The organism is Mycobacterium stomatepiae (assembly GCF_010731715.1).
Classification (GTDB): Bacteria; Actinomycetota; Actinomycetes; order Mycobacteriales; family Mycobacteriaceae; genus Mycobacterium; species Mycobacterium stomatepiae.
Window position 1 is genome coordinate 2,176,805 of sequence record NZ_AP022587.1, and the last position, 22,600, is coordinate 2,199,404.

The window sequence follows — 22,600 nt, forward strand, 5'->3', positions numbered from 1 at the left end:
AGAACAGATTGTGTGAATCTGTGAACCCTTTGCCGTGGCATGCGGGATGGACATCAATGTAACGATTACTGTTCAATTGTCCTATCGCTGACAACCTCACGACCGCAGGAGCTGACGAAGGGTGACCGACGCCGCACTTCCATCGGGCTTCCTGTCCGGATTGCGGGTCCTGCACATCGGCGACGGTATCGCAGGTTCGGCCGCGGCGACCCTACTCGCCACCCTCGGCGCCGATGTGGCCCGGCCCCCGTCGACCCAGCCGCGCCGCGCGGGCCCGCTCGTCGATACGCCCACCGGACCGGTCGCGGCGGTCGAACTCGTCCTCGACCGGCCGAAGCGCGTACTGGCATCCGATCCGAACCTCGGTGACTACGACATCGTCATCGCCGATGGCGCGTACCCACCTCCCGACCCGACGGCAGACGGCGTATTCGTCTCTGTTTCACCGTTCGGCGCCGACGGACCGCACCACCATCGTCCGGGAGGCGAGATCACTGCGCAGGCGAGCGGCGGCCTGTTGGCCACCATCGAGGACGCACACGGAACCCCGGTGCCCGCACCGGGTTACGTCGCCTCGAAAGCCGTCGGAGCGGTGGCAGCACTCGCAGCTTTGCATGGATTGGATCGACACAATCGCGAGGGCGGCGCGGTGACTATCGATGTCTCGGCCCAGGAAGCGGTGATCTTCACCGCGGCGCTGCCCGAGTGCGCGCATCTGCTGTACCGATGCCCCGGGCGCGCAGGCAGCGGGCGGTATCTGGCCCCGTCGGGCGCCTTCGCCTGCCGCGACGGCCTGGTACGAATCACCGCGGTGGAAAACCATCAGTGGAAGGGGCTGCGTGCCGCGCTCGGCGACCCCGACTGGGCCACGGGACTCGACGAACGTGGCGCCCGCATCGAGCACGCGGAACTGATCAATTCTCGCGTCACTGATTGGACCGCAAGCAGATTGAAGGCGGACTGCGCGTCTGTGTTGCAGGCCAACGGCGTGCCGTCTACTCCGGTGAACCACCCCGCTGAACTGTTGACATCGCCGCAACTCGCACATCGTGGCTCCCTGCAGAAAACACAGCTGGCCGGTTACGACGCGGTGGTGCTGGGTCCGCCGTGGTCGGTCAGCCCCGGTGCGTCCGGTGCGCCGTCGCGACCGGGTCTTGCCGGCCTGCGGATCGCCGAACTCACCCATGTGCTCGCGGGGCCCATCGTCGGCGCGCTGCTCGGGGCGATGGGCGCCCTTGTCACCCGGGTCGAGGATCCGCAGCGTCTCGATATCTACCGCCGCAGCGGACCCTTCGCGGACGGGGTCGCGGGGCTTGAGCGCGGAGCTTACTTTGCCGTCGCGAATCACTCCAAGCACAGCGTGCTACTCGACCCGTCCCACGCGAGCCAAGATGTGGCCGCGGTCGTCGCCGAGTCCGATGTGCTGATCGAGAATGTCGGGAATTCGCGGCTGCACCGCCTGGCGGTCGATCCGGAGCTGCTCGCCGGCTCCGGCCGACTGGCGCTGAGGGTTTCCGGCTTCGGGTCCGACGGCCCGCCCGCGGGATACCGCTTGTACGCCAACAACGTTCAGGCCTATGGCGGCCTCGCCGGACTCTGCACGTCGGCAGACGGCACAGCCGCCCGCCTGGGCACGGTCCTCGCCGACCCCTTGTCGTCGGTAGTAGGCGCCGTGGTCGTCGCCGCATGGGCACTCGGGCCGCGCCGTTCGACCGGCGCGGTGGTCGATCTGTCGATGGCCGAAGTCGTCGCCTCGACGGTGTCGGAATTCCTCGCGGCCGCGTCCACCGGCCGACCAACCGTCGACGAGCAGGTGCGGCGCGTGGTACACCGCGCCACGGACGTTCGTTGGGTTGTCGCCGAATTGTGCGGCGAGCAATGCGAACAGGATTCGGTTGATTTCGTAGCCGCTATGGTCGCCACCAACCGCGCCGAGGACGCCACCCACAAATTGCGGACCGCCGGCATCGAGGCGGCTGTGGTGCGCCGAGCCGAGGAACTCATCACCGATGCCCACCTCAACGCGCGGGGGTTCTTCCCCGAAATCGACCATCCGGATCCGGATCTCGGCACCGCACGTCTGGTCGGGCTGCCATGGCGTTTCACCGGCGAAGGCCCCGTGGCGCTTGCACCGCCTCCTGCTTTGGGAAGTTCCAACACCGATCACTCGAGGATCAAGCATGCCGACATCGCCACCTGATCGGGCCGCCACGGTGTGGTCCTCGACTTTCATACCGTCAAAGTCGCCGTTCTCCGAGTACGGGGCGGAGGGCTTCAGTGTGGCCTGGGTCGACACCGCCGACGGGCGGCTCCAGGTGCTCGTCGACGGTGCCCGCCCCGCGCCGGGCACCGTCGGACGCTTGGTGACGCGCACGCTCGATGGTGAACCCGTCGAGATGTTCTCGAAGAGTGCCTCGTGACAGGTGTCCACCTCAGCGGCGTCGGGGTGACCGAGTTCGGACGGCACGGCGACACGCCGCTGGCCGAACTCGGTGTAGCGGCGGCTCGAAAGGCATTGGCAGATGCGGATTTCAGCTACGAAGACGTCGGCGAGGTGTTCACGGCCTCGGCGTTGGCGCCACCGCAGACCGGAACGAGGGTGGCTCTTGAGTTGGGCCGCACCGGTGTTCCCGTCACCGCGATCGAAAGCGCCTCGGCCGGCGGGCTCGTTGCACTACGGCACGCCGTCTGGGCGGTGGCATCGCGGCGATGCAACGTCGCGTTGGCGATCGGTTACGAGAAGACCACCGCTTTGGAGCCGGGCGGCGTGGTGCCGGCCCCGGTCGGATTCTGGGACCGCTTCCCGCCGCAGACCCATTACGCGATCGAAGCGGCGCGGTGGCTCCACGACTCCGGCTGCGGCCCCGAGGTGATTGCCGCCGTTGCGGCCAAGTCCCACAACCAGGCCCGGCTGAACCCGCTCGCGGCGCGGCGCAGTGCCGACCCGGTGACCGTCGAGCAGGTCCTCGGCGCCCGCATGGTGGCGGAACCTCTGACGAAGATGATGTGTCACGCGTCGGTGGACGGCGGTGCCGCCGTCGTCGTCACCGCCGAACCGCGGCCCCGGTCGGTGTCGGTGCTTTCGATCGAGCAGACCAGTTGGCCCGCCGATCCGGAGTGGCCGCTCGTCGGCCCTGTCGTTGGACCGCCGTCGCAGCTGGGCGTCACCGCCCGGCGGGCGTACACGGCCGCTGGTATCGAGCCGCACCACATCGATGTGGTGTCGCTGCACGACATGTGCGCCAGCGAGGAGATCACCGCGCTGATCGCGATGGGCCTGGCGGATTCGGCCGGACTGCGGAAGCTGGCAGAGTCGGGCGGCCTTGCCAATGACGGTGCGCTGCCTACCAATACCGACGGTGGGTGCATCGCACGTGGTCATCCGATCGGCGCGACCGGTCTGGCGCAAGCCGCCGAGATCGTCTGTCAGCTCCGCAGTGAGGCCGGTGCGCGACAGGTTCGCGAGCCCCGAATCGGCTTGGTTCAGGCGGTTGGCGGCGGCGGATCGTGTGCGGCTGCTGTGCTCAGCGGCTGATCACGCGATGACGCCACTCTCTTTGAGCGCCATGATGCGGTCCCAATCCCCACCGGCCTCGAGAATGAGTTCCTCTGTGTGAGCGGCGAACTCGGGCATCGGGTGCAAAGCAAGTGGGGTCTCGTCGTAGAGCACCGGGCTGGCAACGAGGTCGAACGTCTCGCCATGGTGTTCCACCGCAACGATGTTGCCGTTTATCCGTACCTGCGGATCGGCGGCTACCTCTACCGTGTTCTGCACCGGTGCCCACTGACCGCCGAATCCGTCGAGGGCTCTCCGCCAGTGGTCCAACGGCTGGGCTCCAATCACCTTGCGCAGCACCTCAATCGCCTGGGGCGCGTTGGCCGCAAGTGCCGCATGGCTGGCAAACCGCTCGTCGGCGGCGAGTTCGGCGGCGCCGACCCGGTGACAGAATTCACCGAAGTAACGGAACCCCTGCAGCATCGATAGCCCGAGGAAACGACCGTCCGAGGTGCGGTAGAACCCGACGAGCGGGTTGTTGGGTGTGACGTTGGCGCCGGCGGGATTGGTCTGCCATGGCTCACCGCTCACGAGAGCGGCGTTGATGGCCACACCGGACGCCCATACCCCGACGCCCAGCAGCGAGATGTCCACGACCCGCGCGTGGCCCGTCCGTTCCCGCTCGTACAGCGCGGCGGCGATCCCACCGGCGATCGTCATCCCACCGATCGAATCTCCGTAGGCCGGCCCTGGCTGCGGCACCACGCCGTCGAGGTCGCACGGTGTGGAACCCAGTGCTCCTGCCGCGCGACTCCAAAACCCCGTCATGTCGTAGCCGCCGCTTGCGGCATCAGGGCCCAGAGGTCCGTATGCACTTCCCCGCGCGTACACGATGTTCGGGTTGACTGCTCGTAGGTCGTCGACGTCGATCCGCAGCTTCCTACGTGCGTCGGGCAGGAAGTTCGTCAGGAACACGTCGCTCGACTTGGCGATATCCATCAATAGGTCATGCCCGCTCGGGGTGGAAATATCAAGAGCGACAGAGCGTTTCCCACGGTTGGCGTGCTCCATGACCGGGTTGCGGTCGCCCGCGATCTCGATGTGGCCCAGCTGGCGCAACCCGCGCTGCGAATCACCGGTTTGGGGGTGTTCGATCTTTATGACGTCGGCGCCCCAATCCGCCAGGACCGCACCGGCGGCGGGCACGAACGTCCATTGGGCGACCTCGAGGACACGCACCCCGGACATCGGTCCGCTCATCACGTATCTGCTCCTCTTTCCACCGTCTGTGTCGGCGACCTAACGCCGGACTACCAACCGTCTTTAAACAATAGAACAGATAATGTCCATTTGCGATATGGTGGGTTCGTGACTGGCGCGTTGTCCCACCTTCGAGTGTGCGATCTCAGTGGGCAGCTGGCGGGCGCCGGCGCGACAAAGATCCTCGCCGCATTCGGCGCGACCGTCATCCGCGTAGAGGATCCGGCAACGCGAGGCACGTGGGACGCACTGCGCACTGTCGGCCCGTATGTCGATGAACGTCGTGGCGTAGACCTCGGCGCGGGGTTCAACAACCACAACACGGGTAAGTACGGCGTGACGATCAACCTTCGATTCGACGAGGGCAAACAGCTGCTGCGCGAACTCGTCGCCATCAGTGACGTCGTCTGCGAGAACTTTGCCGCGGGAGCGTTGGAGCATCGCGGATTCGGCTACGAGGACCTTCGCCGGATCAAACCCGACATCGTCTACGTGTCCAACTGCGGGTTCGGTCGCACCGGCCCGTACCGTGACTTCAAAACCTGGGGCCCGATTGTGCAAGCGGTGAGTGGTCTCACCTACACCTCGGGGCTACCCGATGCGGAACCGGCGGGCTGGGGATTTTCCTACATGGACCACGGATCCGCGTTCTACATGACCGTGGCGATCATGGCGGCGCTGCACCATCGCGAACGCACCGGCGAAGGGCAGCACGTCGACTTGGCGACGGTGCCCGCGGGGATCGCAATGCTGCCCACCGAGATCCTTGATTGGACGGTGAATGGGCGACCCGCGAAAGCGGGTGGCAACCGAGCCGACTTCGGCGAATGCGCACCGCACGGGATCTACCCGTGCCGCGGCGACGACCGCTGGATCGCCATTGCCTGCCGGGACGATCGCGAGTTGGCGCTGCTGGCAAAGGTGCTCGACGAGCCCGCCCTGACATCCGATCGATTCGGCACTCTCGCAGAGCGATTGGCATCGCAAGACGAGTTGGACGAGTTGATCGGTGCTGTCACGGCTGAGCGGAATGCCCACTCACTCGCCGCCGACTTGGTCGACGAAGGGATCCCGGCAAGCGTGGTCAAGAGTCCACAAGAGCGGATCGATGGCGATCCCGAGCTGGCCGAAATGGGTTTGTTCCCCACCGTGACACACCCCGACATGGGCCGAGTCCGCGTCGAGGGTGTACCGATGACGTTCTCCGCCACGCCGTGGACGATGGACGTCGGCGGGCCCAAGTTGGGTCAGCACAATCACGAGATACTCGGCGATCTACTCGGACACGACGACCAGACGCTCAAGGCATGGACCGAGCGAGGTGTGATCTGAGCGCGTTGGCAGACCTACGGGTGATCGAGATCAGCGGCCAGTACACACCTGTCGCGGGCCGGGTGCTTGCCGAACTCGGCGCCGATGTCGTCGTGGTCGAGCCACCGACGGGCTCCGGACAGCGCCATCGTCCCCCGTTCGTCGATAACGAGCCCGGTACCGATCGCAGTCTGCGATGGTGGGGCGGTAACGCCGGAAAACGCAGTGTCACTATTGATTTCGGATCAAGAGCTGATATCGGTGCGCTGCGCCGGCTGATCGGCAGCTCCGACGTCGTGCTCGCAGGTGGCGATTCGTTCGCCGAAGGTGAAGTCAACTACCAAGACATCGCGACACACCAATCCGGGCTGATCTGGGTAGCGGTCACGCCGTTCGGCGTCGGCAGTGCGCGCGCTGGTGAACCCGTCACCGATCTCACGATGCTTGCCGGAGGCGGTCCCGTGTGGAACTGCGGCTACGACGACCATTCAATCGCGCCGATGCGTGGCGCCGGCGATCAGTCCGTCAATGTCGGCGGCATGTACGGCGCCATCGGCACGCTGATCGCCCTGGCCCACCGCGATCACACGGGTGTCGGTCAATTCGTCGACGTCAACGTCACGGCGGCGTGCAACGTGACCTGTGAGCAAACCACCTACCACTGGCTGGTCAACCAGGCGACCTGCGTCAGGCAGACTGGACGCCACGCATATCCGACCCCGAGCTCGCCGGTTCAAGTACGTTGCGCGGATGGACATTACGCGACCACCGGAGTGCTCCCGCGCAAGCCTGCGGAGTTCACCAGGTTGATTCAGTGGCTCACCGATCTGGAACTCAACGACGAGCTGCCGGAGACCTACTTTCTGGAACTGGCCGCCGCCCGCGACCAACCTGTTGACCTGTCCGCAATTGGCGAGGACGACGAGACGACGGCGATCTTCAGTGCGGCACGGGATGCCATAACGCTGATTGCCACTCACTTGCCCGCGAAGGAATTCTTCATTGCAAGCCAGCGGCGCGGGTTCCCGGCGGGCGCGATCCTGGCACCGCACGAAGCGTTCGACGACGCGCACACCGTGGCACGCGGAATGCACGTGCCGGTCGAGCACGCCGAACTCGGTCGCACGGTTGTCTACCCTGGGGCACCGTACGTGTTCAGCGCCAGCCCGACGGTCGCGCCTAAGCGCGCGCCGCTGTTGGGCGAGCACAACTCGCTCTTGGACGAGCTCGCACCGTGACATCCGGGCACCGCCTCACCCATGTGGGACTGTGCGTGCGCGACATCGAGCGATCGACTGAGTTCTATTGTGCAGCAATGGGTTTTGTCAAAGTTCGACAGATGTACGTCGACGATGACGCGACCGCCCGCCTACTCGATGTCGACGACTTAGTGCTCGAGCTGGTGTATCTGGAGCGCGACGGCGTCCGTTTGGAACTCCTCGGTTACGCCCGGCCAGGGACAATAGGAGCCACCGGCCCTCGCGCGATGAATGCCCTCGGCTTCACCCACCTGTCGTTCCGCGTCGACGACGTCGACGCCCTTGCCGGCACCATCGTCGCGCACGGCGGGCAACTGCTGGCAGGCCGCACCGTCATCTTCAGCGGCAAGAGCCGAGGCCTGATGCTTACCGATCCGGACGGCAACCTTCTCGAATTGATCGAGCGAACTCCCCCGTCATGAGCAGTCAACTAGGCAATATTCGTTCAATTGTTCAGCAGATGATAGAGTTCGCACGTGCCCGCGACCAGCGAGTTGAGCTATTCGCCCTTCTCAAAGGCGATCTTCGACGATCCTTATCCGGTCTATCGCAGGCTGCGCGCCGAGGCGCCGGTGTACCGCGACCCGGACCAACGCTGGTGGGTGCTGTCCCGCTTCGCCGATGTCGCCGGCGCCCTGCGCGATTGGGAGACGTACTCCTCGAAACTCGGCCCCGCGCCGGAGAATCCGGATGACGACGGTCGGAAGTATTCGGTCATCTCGATGGACCCGCCCCGACACGACCGCATTCGCGGCGTCCTGAAAGGGTTCTTCACCCCGCGCGCGGTCGCCGCGATGGAAGGCGCACTGCAGTCGGTGGTGGATCACCACCTCGACAAGTTGAAGACGGGTAGCACCGTGGACGCCATGGAGGCATTCGCCTTCTCCGTCCCCACGGATGTGATCGGTGATCTCCTCGGCGTGCCACGCGGCGATCGTGAGCAACTCCGCGTCTGGTGGGAGGCATTCCTCACTCGCCACGAAGGCGAAGTCGCGATGCCGCCCAGTGCGATCGAAGCCAACCGCAAGATCAGCGCCTACGTCGGCGACCTGATCGAACAGCGGCGCACGAATCCGGGCGACGACTTGATCAGCATCGTTTTGCAGGCGACGTTTCACGACGCCGAGGTGGGCCGGGATCGCGTGCTCACGCCGCATGAGGTGCTGATGTTCTGCAATCTGCTGTCGGCCGCTGGATCCGAGACGACACAGAAGCTGATCTCCAACGGTTTGGTCGCGATGCATGACCACCCGGACCAGTGGCGGCGAATCGTCAACGACCGCAGCCTTATTCCGGCAGCCGTCAACGAAGCACTGCGTTACGACACCCCGAGCCATTGGGTGGCCCGCACGCTCACCCGTCCGGTCGAGCTGCACGGGGCCACGATGGAGGACGGCGACTGGGTACTGCTGTTGCTCGGCAGCGCCAATCGCGACGAGCGCCGCTACGACGATCCCGACCGCTTCATCCTGAACCGGCCCCGCGGCACCGACGTCTACTTCGGCTGGGGCATCCACATTTGCCTGGGGCAGTGGTTGGCCCGCCGTGAAGCGCAGATGGTCTTCGAATATGTGGCAAGGAAATTCCCCAACTACGCGATCGGCGCGCACGAGCGGATACTGACCGCCACGGTCCGGGGCTACACCAGCGTCGAGATGACGTTGCGGTGATTCACGCCCTGCTAGCGATTCAGTAGGTCTGGCAATGCGACGAGGTGTCCGATCCCGCCGGGAGCTGCCAACACCGGCTCGAGCAGCAGCATCTGACGCATAACCCGCCTGTGCAGCACTTCGATCAGCGCTGCGTCGTGTTCGGGTCCGGCATCGCGAATGAAGTTTTCCAACATGAGATCTCCGGATTGCCGATCCACCGGTTGGTTTCCGAGCAAGGCACCGATGTCGTCGGAGTCGGCTGATGTAATCCGACCGCAGAACTGATTCGCCCTCGCACAGAAGCGCGCTACCGATCCCACGGTGTCGCGCTGGTATTCGGCGACGTCGTCGCGCATGTCGAGCGCGTCGATCATCGTCGGCAGCCCGGCGATCACCCCGGAGTATTCGATCGGCGCCGGCGCCGGCAACGACGCCGATTGCAACCGAACACCGCACTGGCGCGCGATCGACTCGATCGCATGCAACGACAGCTGGTGGAACCACTCGATGTACTGCAGTATCTCGGGCAACGCGAGGTCCAGGTGGAGGGCGATGACGAGGCCGAGAGGTGTGCACAATGCAAACTTCGCGGTGTGGTATTCGATCGCGTCCAGATCCAGGGGCTCTCCGGAGACGCGTTCGTAGCGTTGCAGCACGCGCCCGATGTCGCCCATCGGCTCCGTGGCGTTGCGTAGCCGCAGGCCGCCGAGATCGTGTGCGACGTCGCCGATGTGCGCCAACTCCACGTCGATTATGCCCGTCACCTTCCCGTCGGCGTGCATGAACTGACCGGAGTCGCCTAGCACAAAACGGGGCGACGAACCACGCTGCGGCACGTTTCGCCGCAGCCAGCCGATGGCGAACTCCAACAACGGTTCCGGGCGCCGCTTGTGCTGACGGTATCGAGAAACAAAACCCTCGAAATAGTCCAGCGCAATCGCCTCGGACGTCGTTGGCACGGTCATGCCCAGGTCCTGAAAACCGTGGGATCGATGCGGTGCACGGTGACCAGCGCGTCGACGTAACCGTCCATGACCGCATCGACTTCGTGTTCGTCCGCATTCGAGAGGTCCGAGTCACCTGGCAACCAGTCCATCACCACCGCGCGGCCGCCGTCGACCAGGCCGTGAATATGCGGAACGGGTATCGAACTCGCCTGCAGCACCCGGAGGATCTCCGCCTCCCGGCTGATTTCCATCGTGCCGAAGCCGTCGCGGTTGCCGCGGACGTAAAGCCTGACTTGCCGGTCGTCGCGCTGGGCGACGACGAACCAGGCCGGCCGCCAACGATACTGCCGTTGGAAGCTGACCACCTCGCCGATGTGGTCGGTGATCCAGTCGTGAACGACGTCATCCAGGGGCGCGGCCACTGCGGGCCTACTCGAAGACGCCGGGCGACTTCGAGTAGTCGACGGTTGACAGCTCGGTCATGCCGCCGTCGACGTGCAGCACGGTGCCCGTGACGAACGCGGCATCATCGCTGGCGAAAAATGCTACCGCGGGCGCGATCTCGGTGTCGGGGTCAGCGCCTCGTTTCATCGGCGAGGCCTCCGCGGTTCTGGTGTAGTTGTCCCATTCCGTTCCGATCATGTCGCGCTGCACGTCGGTCAGCGCAAACGGGCACACCGCGTTCACCCGGATACCGTGCGACGCCCATTCGTTGGCCGCAACCTTCGTCAAGGCGCCTATTGCGCCCTTCGCCGCAGAATACGGTGCGGTGTAAGCCATTCCGCCCAGCGCCGAACCCGAGACGAAGTTGATCACCGAGGCGTTACCGGCGGCTTTGAGAACGGGGTGCGCGAGCTGCATGAACCGGAAAGTCGCCTTGGGCCCGGTCGCTTCGGATAGCTCCCAGTCCTTGTCGGTGACAAGTTCGAGCGCCTTGGGCATCGCGAAATACTGCGCCGCATTGACCAGTACATGCAGTTCGCCGCCGTGTGCGGCGGCTTTGACGGCGGCCGCGATGTCCTCACGTTTGGCGACGTTCGCCTTGACGAAGGCCGCAGTACCGCCGTCCTTCTCGATGAGGTCGACGCACTCGGCGGCCTTGTCCTCGTTCAGATCGGCGATCGTGACCCGGGCGCCCTCGGCGGCCAGCCGCCGAGATATCGCCCGGCCGAGTCCTTGCGCTCCACCGGTGACCAACGCGTTCCGATCGTCGAGGCGACTCATTGAATCCTCCGGATGTAACAGTTGAACACGATGCGTTCTATCATTCAGTATGATGGCAGACCGCCGATGCTCGGCATCGGGAAGGGGTATCGGATGCGACCACCGGCACCGTCAGGGAACGGCTAGGCAGCACGGGGATGCATATCGGACTGACGGCCGAGCAGGAACTTCTGCGCGACACCGCGGCGCGCCTCGCCGACGCCGTTGCGACAACGAGTCCCGACGAGGTCGCCTGCGGTGATCGGCTCGCGGCGCAATGGCAACGCGTAGTCGAACTCGGCCTGCCTGCGCTGCGCGCCCCAGCATCATGCGGTCTCGACGCGAGCGGCGTCGAGACCGCGGTTGCGCTGGAGGAACTCGCGCGACGGCTCAGCGCGGTACCCGCGCTTGGACAGGCAACGCTGGCAACTGAGCTTCTGCACGCGGCGGGCGCAGACAAGGAAGTCGAGTTGATCTCGGAAGGTGCGCTGCGGATCGCGCCGGTGATGAGGACCGACCTCACCGACTTCGCGGACTCCGCCCATGCGGATGGCGTGGCACTCGATGCGGCCGGAGCGACGCACGCCGTGGTCGCAATTCGCGCGGACGGGGAACGGCATCTGGCACTCGCCCCCCTGGGCTCCTGCCCGGATAGCGCAGGACTCGACCTCACCCGCTCGATGTGCCGGATCACCGCGGCTGACGTCGACTCGATGACGCCGACCGGAGATCCGATCACGGCCGAACGGTGGAGCGCCGTGCGCGCGATGGCGCTGACCGCCGTCAGCGCGGACCTGCTCGGCGTGATGGCGGGCGCGTTGGACGACGCCGTTCGCTATGCCGGCGAGCGGGTGCAGTTCGGCGTCAAAATCGGTAGCTTCCAAGCGATTCAGCATCTGCTCGCCGATTCTCTCGTTCGGGTGGAGGGAGCGCGGAGCTGCGTATGGCACGCGGCGTGGGCCGTCGACCATCTGCCGGCCGACCAGGCTCTGCTTGCCGCCCGCACCGCGAAGGCATACACCGCGGCCGCGGGACGCGATGTCGTCGAGACGGCCATGCAGGTACTCGGCGGTATCTCGATCACATGGGAGCATGCAGCACATCTGCGGTTGCGCCGAACTCTGTTGAGCCGCCGGCTATTCGGAGACGAAGTCACCCAGTATGAAGCGATCGCGGCGATGAGGCTGGCCGATCGGGATCTGAACTAGCGGGAAGCATCATGGATTTCACCGACACCCCCGAGGAAGCGGAATTCCGCGCAGGCCTGCGCACCTGGCTCGCCGAGCACGCAGCCCACGCGGTCATTCCCGACGACCCGGGTGCGCGCGCCGACGCAGCCAACGCATGGCACCACACGCTGTACGAGGCCGGCTATATCGGACTGTCATTTCCGACCGAGTACGGCGGCCACGGCCTATCGCCTATCTACGAGGCCATCCTGAACGACGAACTCGGCCGCTCGGGCGCCCCGCCAATCGAAGGGGTCGGGCACCTTTCGAACGCGCTGCGCTTGTTCGGTTCGGATCGACAACGCACCGAATTGCTGCCGGATCTGCTGTCGGGCGCTGTCCGGTGGTGTCAGGGCTTTAGCGAGCCGGAGGCCGGATCGGACCTCGCGAGCCTCAGGACGAAAGCCGAGGCCGTCGACATCAACGGACAACCTGGGTTCCGAATCAACGGGCGCAAGGTCTGGACGAGTTTCGCCGCCGTCGCGGATTGGTGTTTCCTGTTGTGTCGCACCGAACCTAAGGCAGCCAAGCACGCGGGCATTTCGGTTCTGCTGGTACCGATGTCGACGCCCGGCATCGAGGTATCCCCGATTGTGAACGCTGCGCGCAACCGCGAATTCGCCGAAGTGACCTTCACCGACGTCGAGGTACTCGCCGAGAACCTGCTCGGTGAGCGCGGTCAGGGCTGGTCCATCGCCAATCAGTTGCTTGCCTACGAACGCGGACCGAGCGACATCAACTGGATCAGCCGGCTCACGGTCCAGTTGCGCGCCCTCGAGGACGACGTGCGTTCCGGCCGCCTGCCCGACACCCCGTCGGCCCGGGTCCGGCTCGGCGAGGCATACACCGAATTGCGCGCACTGCAGGTCAAGGTCCAACGCTCACTCACCGACCGCGTCAAAGGCGCTCTTCCCGGCGCTGAAGGGTCGGTCGACAAGCTGCTGATGGCGAGGGCCGACCAGACATTCGGGCACACGACGATGGACCTCCGCGGTAGCTCATCCGTCTTGAGCGAAGGCCTGGAGTGGGATCTCTACGTGTGGTCACGAGCAACAGGCATCTACGGCGGAACAGCGCAAATCCAGCGCAACATCGTCGCCCAACGGGTGCTCAACCTACCTCGTCACTGACGTTCGTCATTGACGTCCGTCAGTAAACGGCGGTAGCCTGCCGAGATGTCGTCGAAGACCAGTTCCCGCGACATTCGACGGCTGGAAACCAGAGCGCGTCTGTTCGACACCGCGATAACGGAGATCGGCCGAAACGGCCTGGCCGGCGCGGATGTCGCCGCCATAGCGAGCGCGGCAGGAGTGGTGCGCGGCACCTTCTACTTTCATTTCCCGACAAAAGAGCATGTGCTCGTCGAATTGCAGCGCAAAGAGGAGTCCAGGATCGTCGCCGATCTCCGTGCGAGAGCCGTTGAACCCGATGACCTCACCACGGCGTTGACTTTGCTGGTTGATCGGGTACTCGCCGCGAAACGTCGACTGGGACCCGTGGTGTTCCAGGACATGCTGGGCTTGCACTTCTCATCCTCACGCCCCGCCGAGGACAAACTCGCGGAACATCCCCTGGCTCAATACATTGTGGAGATACTCACCCGGGCCCAACAGGTCGGGCAAATCGACCCCGACGCGGACGTGAGCGAGCTCGCGGTGTTCTTCGGCACCGGCATATTCGCCCTGCTGGCCTCCGGGGAGCGTGATCTCGCCAGCTCATCCAAAGTTCTAAGGCGTTATGTGACAACGATTGTCAAAGGAATGGAGACGAGATGACGCAGAACACCATCGAGGGGTATCGCGATTATCTGGCGCGCCGCGACGGCGACGCCGACCTGCTCAATCGTTGGCTGGAGCATCGCGAACAGTTCTTCGACGACTTGGTCGCGACGCCGGTCACGTCTCGTCACCACGTCGATCGCGAGACCTTTCTGCGAAACCTCAAACGCCGTCATCCCGAGGCGGGCCTCGACAAAAGAATGCTGTTTCTGCTGGCCACCGCCAAAATGAATCAGGCTGAGCGCTTCGGGGTCGGACTGGGCGAAACCTACGGGCGAAACAGCCACGGGAACCTGCCGCCCGAGCGGGTCTACATCGAGCTTGAGGAGCACTATCACACCCGCCTGTTGGCCTACTCCCTCGACATCTTCGACTTGACTTTCCAAGTCATGCCCCCGCCGATGGTGATGCGACAGTTCGTGAAGCTCAATGTGTTTGTCCCGGAACGCCTTCGAGTGTCCTTCGTCGGGGCTGGCGAAATGGCCGGCTGCGTGATGTTCGATGAGCTTCGCCGCGTGGGCATCGAGCTGTTCGCCGACGAACCCGACGTGGCCGGGCGCATCGATCTGCTCTATACCGAGATCCTCACCGACGAGGTGGGACACGTCGGCTACTGCGCCTCCCGATGCACGCGCGCGGAGCGGGCGGTGATGCGCCGCCTCTACCCGATAGTCGGACGACTCGTCGCTCGCCAAACCCCGGAAATCCTCCGGCTCGTCGATCGGGACAAGCTGTTTCGTCGGTTCGATCGGCCGTTCGACGTCGCCGAACTCACCGCCGGACTGAGCAACGAAACCTACCTGATCACGCAGCCATGACGCGTCATCGCTCGCGATAGTGCGCCAGCGCCTCCTTCATACCGGCCAATCGCCGTTCCAGCAGTTCGTCACCTTCGCCGGCCTCGATCCGCCGGGTCACGTCGGCGATCTCGTCGACCAATCGCCCCGCGGCCTCATCGCGCGTGAGGAGATCCTGGTCGACCCAGTCATCGTGCGGGATCCGCTCACCGGGGTCCATGCTCGCCCTTCCTGTCGGTCCGCGCTATAGTCAAACAAACAGAATTTGTTCAATTGTTCTACGCCATCCAGCCTAACAGCAGAAGGATCGACGATGCCGCTGCAACCCGCCATGAAGCTCCTGTCCGTTGACGACCACCTGATCGAACCTCCGCACGTCTGGACCGACCGGCTACCCAAGAAGTACCTCGAAGACGGGCCCCGCATCGTCGAATTTCCCCGCGAGGGCAAGCCGCCAGTGCACCAATGGGTGTACGAGGGCCGTAGCTACCCGAACATCGGCCTGAACGCCGTTGCGGGCAAGTCGCCCGAGGAGTTCGGCGTCGACCCGGTGCGCTATGACGACATGATCCCCGGCTGTTACGACCCGAAAGCCCGGCTGGCCGACATGGACATCGATGGCGTCCACGCGATGCTGTGCTTCCCCTCGTTCCCGAGGTTCTGCGGCACGGTGTTCCTCGAGGGAACGGACAAAGACCTCGCCCTGCTCAGCGTCCAGGCCTGGAATGACTTCTCGCTCGACGAGTGGTGCGCCACCGATCCGGCGCGATTCATTCCGATGATGATCAGCCCGCTTTGGGACACCGAGCTGATGGTGGCCGAGATCGAGCGCAACGCCGCGAAAGGCTGCCGCGCCGTGGGTCTTCCGGACACCCCGTTGAATCTCGGGTTGCCCAGTTTCCACACCCCGCACTGGGATCCGGTCTGGTCGGCCTTGGAAGAGACCAACATGACGGCCGTCATGCATTTCGGATCAGGCGGGATGCCGCCGTCGACGGCCCCCGAAGCGCCGTTCGCGGTGATGGTTACGCTGATGGGCACGACGTCGATGGCTGCGGCCGTCGAATTGGTGTTCTCCCCGGTGTTCCACAAGCATCCCAACCTCAAGGTGGCATTCTCGGAAGGGGGCATCGGGTGGATGCCCTACCTGGTCGAACGCGCGGACTACGTGTGGCGAAAGCACAAGTACTACCAGAACATTCGCCCCACGATTGCGCCGTCGGAGTTATTCCGCCGCAACATCACCGGCTGCTTCATCGAAGACGAGGTCGGTGTGGCGATGCGCCACCAGATCGGTATCGACAACATCACGTGGGAGTGCGACTATCCGCATTCCGACTCGTTCTGGCCCAAGAGTCGCGCCCGCGCCGAGGAGATGCTGGCCACCGTGCCGGACGAAGACGCCCACAAGATCGTCGAACTCAACGCCCGGCGCTGGTATGCCTTCCCGGAGGCGGGCTTCAAGTCCGCCACGGCGGACAAGGGATGGCGACCCAACAACGGTGAGCCCCCGGAGTAGGACTACGACGCGGTGATGTCCGACCACGGCGGTGTCGGTTACGGCGCCTTCATCGAGAACCTCGCCAATCAAATGGCAAATAAAGAGAAGAAGGGCTAGCCGAGCGCGAGAGCGGCACGCCAGTCGCTGATGGCCAGCAGCCGACCGGTGGATGCGAGCGTGACGTAGAGAGTCTGTTCGTCGTCACCTAGCGTGACGTTGGTGGTCATCGGATCGTCGAGTGGCAGTGCCCCGAGCAGTCCACCGGAGGGCGAGAATGCCGTGACACCACCCGCCCCCAACGTCGCCACCAGGATCGTGCCGTCGCGGGCAACGCACAACCCGTCGGCCCCACCGATATTCAGCGGTCCCCCGCTGGGCACTGTCGCCAGTCCACGGCCACCCGCAACGCGTCCCGGCGCGGACAATTCGAACTCCCATATTCGCCGGGTACGGGTTTCGGCGACGTACACGCGGCCGCCGTCCGGGGACAGCGCAACTCCGTTGGGCATCTCGAGCGGGTAGACCACCTCTTCGAGACGGCCGTCGGCCGTCCCGTACAGCAAGCCCGTCATTGCCCGGCTGCGATCCCGAGTCGTCCCGCCGTCGGTCACGTAGAAGCCGCCCTCGGCATCGACACATATATCGCTTGGCCGGACCAACGGGGTCGCCCGGCCGCCCCGGGTGGCGAATTCCAGCGCCAGGGTGCGCACCGAACCGTCCGTTGCGACCAGCTGAAGTTGCGGCGTGACCGGGTCGGCGGCCGCGCCCACCGGCCGGAACAACTGTGCGCACCCGTCGAAGTCGTATGGCCACCAACCGATACCGAATGTCGAACCACCGTTCTGGCAGACCACCAAGCGCCCGTCGGGAAGACGTCCGACGCCATTGGGACCGCCGCCGACGACGGCGACAAGTTCCCTCGTTCCGTCGGGCAGTACCCGCCAAAGTCGGCCCGCGGCCATCTCGGACAACACAACCGAGCCGTCGGGGTAAGCGATCGGGCCCTCCGGGAACGCAAAACCATCGGCGAGGCAGCGTATTTCACTCATCGGCCTGGCCTCGCCACCACTCGGCGAACTTTGGATCCGCCAGTGGAATGTCGCCGACCCCGACCTGGCTGCGGGGCCAGTCCGCAGCCCGCTGCGTCAGGGGGGATCTGTCGTGTGCCACGCCATACCAGAGCCGGTGACGGCGGTGGGCGAATAGCCACCGCCCGCCGACCCGTTCATAGCGGTCCTCGTATCGGATCAGCTGGTCCACGAACCCGGCAGCACCGGTCTGCGCGTAGCAGTGCGCCCACACCTGACCGGTCGCATGGCCCTCGTCCTGCAGGTCGATGAGGTGGTTGGTCACCAGGATCACCGCGAGAATACTGTCACCGAGGCTGTCCCTCATCAGCGTGCGCAATGCGTCAGGCCCCTGCCCGTACTCACCGAAGCGAGCATTGGGCGAGAACAGATCTGCCATGGCCTCGACGTCGCGGGTTTCGATCGCTGCGGCGTAACGGGGCGGCAGCGCTCGAATCTCCTCTCGCGAAAGAAGCTCAGCGATACGGTTTTCCGTCATCGGCTCACCCGCCCATCACACTGATGTCCTGGCTTGCGAACGCTGACGCCGCACCGGACGCGAGCCATGTCGACACCTCTGTGACGTCGTCGGGCTGCCCCAACGCGCGGATACGGCGAACAAGTCCATGTGGCGCCCTTCGACGAGTTAACTCAAACACGTGAACATATCATGTTCTATTGTCTAAGCATGGATCGCCAACTCCTCCAAGCCGCGGGTGTCACAACGGTCGGCCTCGCACACTTCGCGTGTCCGACCGTTTTCGAACCACTCAATCGGCGGTTGGGATTCACAACGAACACCAGACGACACGTATACGTCAACGGCGCGATCGAGATTGCGATTGGGTTGTCGTCGGCGAAGTCGCAGACACACCCGCTCGCCACGGCGCTGGGGACTGCGTACGAGGTCTACTTGGTGGGCGGCTCGCTTCGAGCTGGGCACGCCACTAGGCGCGTGTGAGCACGATCAGCAGGTGAGTGGGTCCTCGCAGCGATGTGTTGGTCGACCAGGCCGTCTCGCCGGCGGGCGCGATCCCCGAGGCCTGTGTGACCAGTTCGCGGAGCACAGCCTGCGCCTCCATGCGAGCCAAAGGTGCTCCGACACACATGTGAGCACCGTAGCCAAACGCGATGTGGTTGCGCGGGTTTCGATCGGCGTGATACTCATCGGGGTTCTCGAAGACGAGCGGATCGCGATTCGCCGCCGCGAAATTGAGCATCACCCGTGAGCCAGCTGGAATCGTTACCTCTCCGACGCGATAGTCGGCCCGCGTGTACCGGTAGAGATTTTGGATCGGCGTCAAGATTCGGGGTTGCTCCTCGACTGCCATCGGGATGAGATCCGGTTTGGCGCAGATCATTTCGAACTGGTCGCGATTGCGGGCAAGGGTATCGGACATGCCGCCAAGCAGATTCGTCGTGGTCTCGTTACCCGCGATCAACAGAAGCATCGCGATGAGGAACAGCTGATCGTCGGTGAGCGAGCCGTCGTCTGCATGGGCGAGAAGCCGGCCGAGAACGGAGTCTGAGCCTTTCAACTCGCCGTTCGCGAACTGACGCATGAAGTAGCGTTGCAGCGCGCCTCGGACCAAACCCGGAATCGGCCGACGTCGCCGTCGGGGATGCCAAGGATGTGGGCAATCATCCACATCGGCATCGGGATAGTCAGCCGCGAAACGACGTCACATCCCGGATCCGCCAGCACGTCGGCGACCAACTCGGATGCCAGTCGGTCCGCGATCTCCTGCCAGCTGGCCATCGCACCCTTGCTGAAACCGGGTTGGACCTGCTTGCGTAATCGAGCGTGTTCGACGCCGTCAGACAGCACAAGCACCGGGGCCGCGATCTTCATGCGTGTAACGCCCTCAGTGCTGGTGACGGCGACGGTGTCACGTAACGCCGCGCGGACGTCTTCATGGCGACACAGGATCCACGTGGCGCGCTTCGCGTTGTAGTGGACGCGTCCCTGTCGATGCAGTGCGCGGTAAGCCTCGTACGGCTGCGCCGCCGTCGCGCGATCGAGGGGGTCGTAGTCAGTGTTGACTGCGCCCGTCCACCCTTGGTGGCCACGACGCCAAACCCGCAGCGTGGCTGCGGCGTTGAGTCGAATCGCAGACGCGAACGGGGTGACGATTGCACCCCTGTCGATCAACTTTCCCCGAAGGGCCACCGTCTCACTCCTTCCGCCCCTTCCGGTCAACGGCCCTGGAACCGGGGATCCCTCTTCTCGATGAACGCTGCGACACCTTCGGCGACGTCGTCGGTGCCCGCGACCTGTTCGACGAGAAGCGCCTCGGTGCTGAACGCCGCCGACCGGTCGACATCGAGGGCCTGATTGAGCATCGTTTTCGCCGCCGCGAGGGCGCGAGTGGGGCCGCTCGCCAATCGCTGAGCCCATTCGGTGGCCAGCGCCTCCAAGTCGCAGTGGTTGGCGACGACTTCGTTGACCAGACCGATTCGATGTGCCTCGGCGGCCGACAGCTCCTCGCCGAACAGGATCAGTCGCTTGGCGACGTTAAACGGGACCTTGCGCGTCAGAAGGTAGGCGGCACCGCCATCGGGGGCCAGCCCGCGGCGCACGAAAAGCTCGATCAGCTTTGCGCTCTCGACGGCGACGACGAGATCGCATGCCAGCACCATGCTCGCGCCGACACCCGCCGCTACCCCGTTCAATGCGCAGATCACCGGTTTGTCGCAGTCGAGCAGGGCGGCGACCACAGCTTGCGACCCGGTTCGCAGGATCCGCGCGGCGTCGCCCGCGATACGGTCTTGGCTGGCCCGCATGTTGGGGTCACGCAGATTGGGTCCGGTGCAGGGTGTCGTTCCCCGCTCGCCGTGAACACGACGGCGCGGATGTCGGGGTCGCTGGACGCCGAGGTCAGATTGGCGATGAGATCCCGTTGCATCGCCCGCGTCACTGAGTTGCCGACCTCCGGCCGATCGAGTATCAACCAGTGCACGCCGGCATCGGTGCGCACCGTCAGACCGGTACTCACAAGGCGATGGGCACGCTGGCCGGCCCCCGCACGGAGTTCGTGTGGACGTAGGACACCTTGTCCTCGTCGACGTCCCACTTCGGGAATCGCTTGAGCGTCTCCTCGAGAGCAACCCTGGCCTCCAGCCGTGCGAGCGCCGCACCGAGGCAGAAGTGCGAGCCGTGCCCAAAGCTGATGTGGCGGATGCCGGTTCGAGTGACGTCGAACGCATCGGCGTGCTCGTACTGACGCTCGTCTCGGCCCGCCGAGCCGGTCAGCAGCGCCACCTTCGAGCCGGCCGGGATCACCACGTCGTGGTATGTGGTGTCGCGCAGCGTGAAACGGCCCTGTATCGGCGACGGCGCATCGTAGCGGAGCAGCTCTTCGACGGCGCCTCCGATGAGCGCGGGATCGTCGACAAGCTTGGCTCGCTGCTCGGGGTTGCGCGCCAGAGTCAGCGCCGCCCAGCCCAGCAGGCGCGCCACGGTTTCGTTACCCGCGACGTTGATCATCGCGATGAACACCAACAGCTCGCCATCATCGAGGCGGCGCGGGTCTACGTCGGGTGCGATGAGATCGGAGTCCATGAGGTCGCTCACCACGTCGGTGCTCCGGTCGCGGCGGCGCAACTCGATCTGCTGTCGGTAGTACTCGAACAAGTTGGCAGAGGCTTGGTCCCCCGCTGCATTGCGCTCCGGATTGCCCTCGTCGCGGTGCACCTGGGCGTCCGACCACTCGCGCAGATCGTCGTGATCTTCTTCGGGAAAGCCAAGCAACGAACTGATCACCATCACCGGCAGCTTGGCCGAGAAATCAGCGACGTAATCGAATCCGCCAGAGCCGACGAACGGATCAAGATAGCGCCGGCACAGCTCGCGAACGTAGTCCTCCAGCTTGGCGATCCGGCTGCGAAAGAATGTGCGGTTCACCATCTTCCGCATCGCCGTGTGATCCGGCGGGTCCATCATGATCATCGCTTTGGGCGCCGCCCAGGGATCCTCGGTGATCATGTCGAGCGTGATGCCGTGCTCGGAGGAGAACACCTCGGTGTCCAAAGATGCCGCCATAACATCATCGAACCTGCTGAGGGCGTAAAAGTCGTACTGGTCGTTGTAATAGATCGGCGCTTCGTCGCGCATCCGCTTCCACACCGAATACGGCTCGGCATGCAGGGCCCGGTCGAAAGGATCCCAACGCAGATCCGTCGTCGTCATCGGCACCGTCCTTCCGGTATGGAACACTATTACATTAGTTGTCTAATTGCACTACCATTCAGGTGCCCGGCATGGCGGCTCGAGGAGGAATTTCAAGTGGAAACGCGGGAGATGGACCACGTCGTGTACGAGAAAGACGGGGCGATCGCACGCATCATCCTGAACAATCCGGACCGCGCCAATGCCCAGACATCGGAGATGGTGCACAGCGTCAACTCCGCACTCGACGACGCTCAGTACGACTACGACATCAAGGTCGTCATCATCAAGGCCAAAGGCAAGGGTTTCTGTTCTGGTCACATTCCCGACGGCAGTTATCCCGAGTTCAAAGCGGAGCTGGAGGCGTCGGGCAAGGTCTGGCGCTCGGCAGCGCAGCTGTTCCTCTGGCCGGTCCTCAAGCTCTGGGAATTCCCCAAGCCGGTGATCGCGCAGGTACACGGCTACGCCATCGGCGGCGGCACCACCTGGGCGCTGATCCCGGAGATCACCATCTGCAGCGACGACGCGTGGTTCCAGATGCCGCTTGTTCCGAGCTTCGGGCTGCCCGGCTCGGAGACCATGTTCGAACCGTGGGTCTTCATGAACTACAAGCGGGCGGCCGAGTATCTCTATACGGCACAGAAGATCTCGGCCGAGCAAGCCCTGGAATTCGGACTGGTGAACCGGGTCGTGCCACGCGAGCAACTCGAAACCGAGGTCGAGCAGCTCGCGGCGAAGATCGCCAAGGCGCCGCTCATCACCTTGCAGGCGACCAAGGCCGGCATCCTGCGCGCGTGGGAGAACATGGGATTCCGCACGCATCAGCAGGCCAGCAACGACCTGCAAGCGGTGGTGACCGGCTCCAAGGAATTCCAGGACTACATGGTCGAGCTCCTGAAGAAGGCCGCCAAGCCGTCAGATCGGGTCTAGCC

The 22,600-nt window shown here is 64.6% G+C and carries 24 protein-coding genes; 13 read left to right on the top strand and 11 right to left on the bottom strand.

From position 1 onward, the window contains the following. Positions 1-121 precede the first annotated feature (121 nt). Genes G6N54_RS10325 through G6N54_RS10335 form a run of 3 tightly spaced genes read left to right on the top strand, consistent with a single transcriptional unit; the run spans position 122 to position 3,535 of the window. On the top strand, positions 122-2,200 hold the full coding sequence (locus G6N54_RS10325) for a CoA transferase (RefSeq protein WP_232073590.1): 2,079 nt from the start codon (positions 122-124) through the stop codon (positions 2,198-2,200). After that, positions 2,181-2,420 carry a hypothetical protein gene (locus G6N54_RS10330; RefSeq protein WP_163789953.1) on the top strand — a complete coding sequence of 80 codons (240 nt, stop codon included), beginning with the start codon at positions 2,181-2,183 and terminating at the stop codon, positions 2,418-2,420. Before G6N54_RS10325 ends, G6N54_RS10330 begins: the two co-directional genes overlap by 20 nt. After that, complete coding sequence (locus G6N54_RS10335) at positions 2,417-3,535, top strand: thiolase family protein (RefSeq protein WP_163789955.1); 1,119 nt, start codon at positions 2,417-2,419, stop codon at positions 3,533-3,535. Before G6N54_RS10330 ends, G6N54_RS10335 begins: the two co-directional genes overlap by 4 nt. On the opposite strand, the gene G6N54_RS10340 is transcribed toward G6N54_RS10335, so the two are convergent. Next, positions 3,536-4,756 carry a CaiB/BaiF CoA transferase family protein gene (locus G6N54_RS10340; protein WP_163789957.1) on the bottom strand — a complete coding sequence of 407 codons (1,221 nt, stop codon included), beginning with the start codon at positions 4,754-4,756 and terminating at the stop codon, positions 3,536-3,538. Between the two features lie 108 nt (positions 4,757-4,864). Here G6N54_RS10340 and G6N54_RS10345 point away from each other — a divergent pair, with 108 nt between their 5' ends. The 4 genes from G6N54_RS10345 to G6N54_RS10360 are packed head-to-tail and all read left to right on the top strand — an operon-like array spanning position 4,865 to position 8,996. Next, a complete protein-coding gene (locus tag G6N54_RS10345) occupies positions 4,865-6,088 on the top strand; it encodes a CaiB/BaiF CoA transferase family protein (RefSeq protein WP_163789959.1) in 1,224 nt (407 codons plus the stop codon). Then, a complete protein-coding gene (locus tag G6N54_RS10350) occupies positions 6,064-7,305 on the top strand; it encodes a CoA transferase (RefSeq protein WP_232073592.1) in 1,242 nt (413 codons plus the stop codon). The genes G6N54_RS10345 and G6N54_RS10350 overlap by 25 nt, the downstream gene beginning before the upstream one ends. Continuing rightward, positions 7,302-7,748, top strand: a complete 447-nt coding sequence (locus tag G6N54_RS10355; RefSeq protein WP_163789961.1) for a VOC family protein — start codon at positions 7,302-7,304, stop codon at positions 7,746-7,748. Before G6N54_RS10350 ends, G6N54_RS10355 begins: the two co-directional genes overlap by 4 nt. 54 nt (positions 7,749-7,802) lie before the next feature. Beyond that, positions 7,803-8,996: a cytochrome P450 gene (locus G6N54_RS10360; RefSeq protein ID WP_163789963.1), complete on the top strand. Its 1,194-nt coding sequence runs from the start codon at positions 7,803-7,805 to the stop codon at positions 8,994-8,996. 11 nt (positions 8,997-9,007) lie between these two features. On the opposite strand, the gene G6N54_RS10365 is transcribed toward G6N54_RS10360, so the two are convergent. Genes G6N54_RS10365 through G6N54_RS10370 form a run of 3 tightly spaced genes read right to left on the bottom strand, consistent with a single transcriptional unit; the run spans position 9,008 to position 11,149 of the window. Next, the gene (locus G6N54_RS10365; protein ID WP_232073594.1) at positions 9,008-9,943 is read right to left on the bottom strand and encodes a phosphotransferase; all 936 of its coding nucleotides are present in this window, start codon (positions 9,941-9,943) and stop codon (positions 9,008-9,010) included. Beyond that, positions 9,940-10,347, bottom strand: coding sequence for a protein kinase family protein (locus G6N54_RS30405; protein ID WP_232073596.1), 408 nt, complete (start codon positions 10,345-10,347; stop codon positions 9,940-9,942). The genes G6N54_RS10365 and G6N54_RS30405 overlap by 4 nt, the downstream gene beginning before the upstream one ends. 7 nt (positions 10,348-10,354) lie before the next feature. After that, the gene (locus G6N54_RS10370; protein WP_163789965.1) at positions 10,355-11,149 is read right to left on the bottom strand and encodes an SDR family NAD(P)-dependent oxidoreductase; all 795 of its coding nucleotides are present in this window, start codon (positions 11,147-11,149) and stop codon (positions 10,355-10,357) included. 137 nt (positions 11,150-11,286) lie between these two features. Between G6N54_RS10370 and G6N54_RS10375 the strand changes: the two genes are divergently transcribed. From G6N54_RS10375 to G6N54_RS10390, 4 genes are read left to right on the top strand one after another with little or no spacing between them, the layout of a single operon-like run. Further along, entirely contained in the window at positions 11,287-12,336 is a 1,050-nt protein-coding gene (locus tag G6N54_RS10375) for an acyl-CoA dehydrogenase family protein (RefSeq protein ID WP_163789967.1), read from the top strand. An 11-nt stretch (positions 12,337-12,347) separates the two neighbouring features. Beyond that, positions 12,348-13,487: an acyl-CoA dehydrogenase family protein gene (locus G6N54_RS10380; protein ID WP_163789969.1), complete on the top strand. Its 1,140-nt coding sequence runs from the start codon at positions 12,348-12,350 to the stop codon at positions 13,485-13,487. 45 nt (positions 13,488-13,532) lie between these two features. Further along, complete coding sequence (locus G6N54_RS10385; RefSeq protein WP_163789971.1) at positions 13,533-14,132, top strand: TetR/AcrR family transcriptional regulator; 600 nt, start codon at positions 13,533-13,535, stop codon at positions 14,130-14,132. Continuing rightward, entirely contained in the window at positions 14,129-14,953 is an 825-nt protein-coding gene (locus G6N54_RS10390) for a hypothetical protein (RefSeq protein ID WP_163789973.1), read from the top strand. The genes G6N54_RS10385 and G6N54_RS10390 overlap by 4 nt, the downstream gene beginning before the upstream one ends. A 4-nt stretch (positions 14,954-14,957) precedes the next feature. Here the strand turns inward: G6N54_RS10390 and G6N54_RS10395 are convergent, their stop codons facing one another. Further along, positions 14,958-15,152 carry a hypothetical protein gene (locus tag G6N54_RS10395; RefSeq protein WP_163789976.1) on the bottom strand — a complete coding sequence of 65 codons (195 nt, stop codon included), beginning with the start codon at positions 15,150-15,152 and terminating at the stop codon, positions 14,958-14,960. Positions 15,153-15,245: 93 nt separating this feature from the next. On the opposite strand from G6N54_RS10395, the gene G6N54_RS10400 reads away from it, so the two are divergent. Further along, complete coding sequence (locus tag G6N54_RS10400; RefSeq protein ID WP_232073604.1) at positions 15,246-16,451, top strand: amidohydrolase family protein; 1,206 nt, start codon at positions 15,246-15,248, stop codon at positions 16,449-16,451. Between the two features lie 95 nt (positions 16,452-16,546). Here G6N54_RS10400 and G6N54_RS10405 read toward each other — a convergent pair whose 3' ends face one another. From G6N54_RS10405 to G6N54_RS10425, 6 genes are all read right to left on the bottom strand, one after another. Continuing rightward, positions 16,547-17,482: an SMP-30/gluconolactonase/LRE family protein gene (locus G6N54_RS10405; protein WP_163789978.1), complete on the bottom strand. Its 936-nt coding sequence runs from the start codon at positions 17,480-17,482 to the stop codon at positions 16,547-16,549. Next, positions 17,475-17,999 (bottom strand): nuclear transport factor 2 family protein, encoded by a 525-nt coding sequence (locus tag G6N54_RS10410; RefSeq protein WP_163789980.1) that lies wholly within the window; start codon positions 17,997-17,999, stop codon positions 17,475-17,477. The genes G6N54_RS10405 and G6N54_RS10410 overlap by 8 nt, the downstream gene beginning before the upstream one ends. 448 nt (positions 18,000-18,447) lie before the next feature. Then, on the bottom strand, positions 18,448-19,062 hold the full coding sequence (locus G6N54_RS31315; protein ID WP_332107610.1) for a cytochrome P450: 615 nt from the start codon (positions 19,060-19,062) through the stop codon (positions 18,448-18,450). After that, a complete protein-coding gene (locus G6N54_RS31320; protein WP_308207258.1) occupies positions 19,035-19,670 on the bottom strand; it encodes a cytochrome P450 family protein in 636 nt (211 codons plus the stop codon). The genes G6N54_RS31315 and G6N54_RS31320 overlap by 28 nt, the downstream gene beginning before the upstream one ends. Before the next feature lie 26 nt (positions 19,671-19,696). Continuing rightward, the gene (locus G6N54_RS10420; RefSeq protein ID WP_232073606.1) at positions 19,697-20,284 is read right to left on the bottom strand and encodes an enoyl-CoA hydratase/isomerase family protein; all 588 of its coding nucleotides are present in this window, start codon (positions 20,282-20,284) and stop codon (positions 19,697-19,699) included. Between the two features lie 208 nt (positions 20,285-20,492). Beyond that, on the bottom strand, positions 20,493-21,689 hold the full coding sequence (locus G6N54_RS10425; RefSeq protein WP_163789981.1) for a cytochrome P450: 1,197 nt from the start codon (positions 21,687-21,689) through the stop codon (positions 20,493-20,495). Positions 21,690-21,800: 111 nt separating this feature from the next. Here G6N54_RS10425 and G6N54_RS10430 point away from each other — a divergent pair, with 111 nt between their 5' ends. Then, positions 21,801-22,598 (top strand): enoyl-CoA hydratase/isomerase family protein, encoded by a 798-nt coding sequence (locus G6N54_RS10430; RefSeq protein WP_276057119.1) that lies wholly within the window; start codon positions 21,801-21,803, stop codon positions 22,596-22,598. Positions 22,599-22,600: the final 2 nt, after the last annotated feature.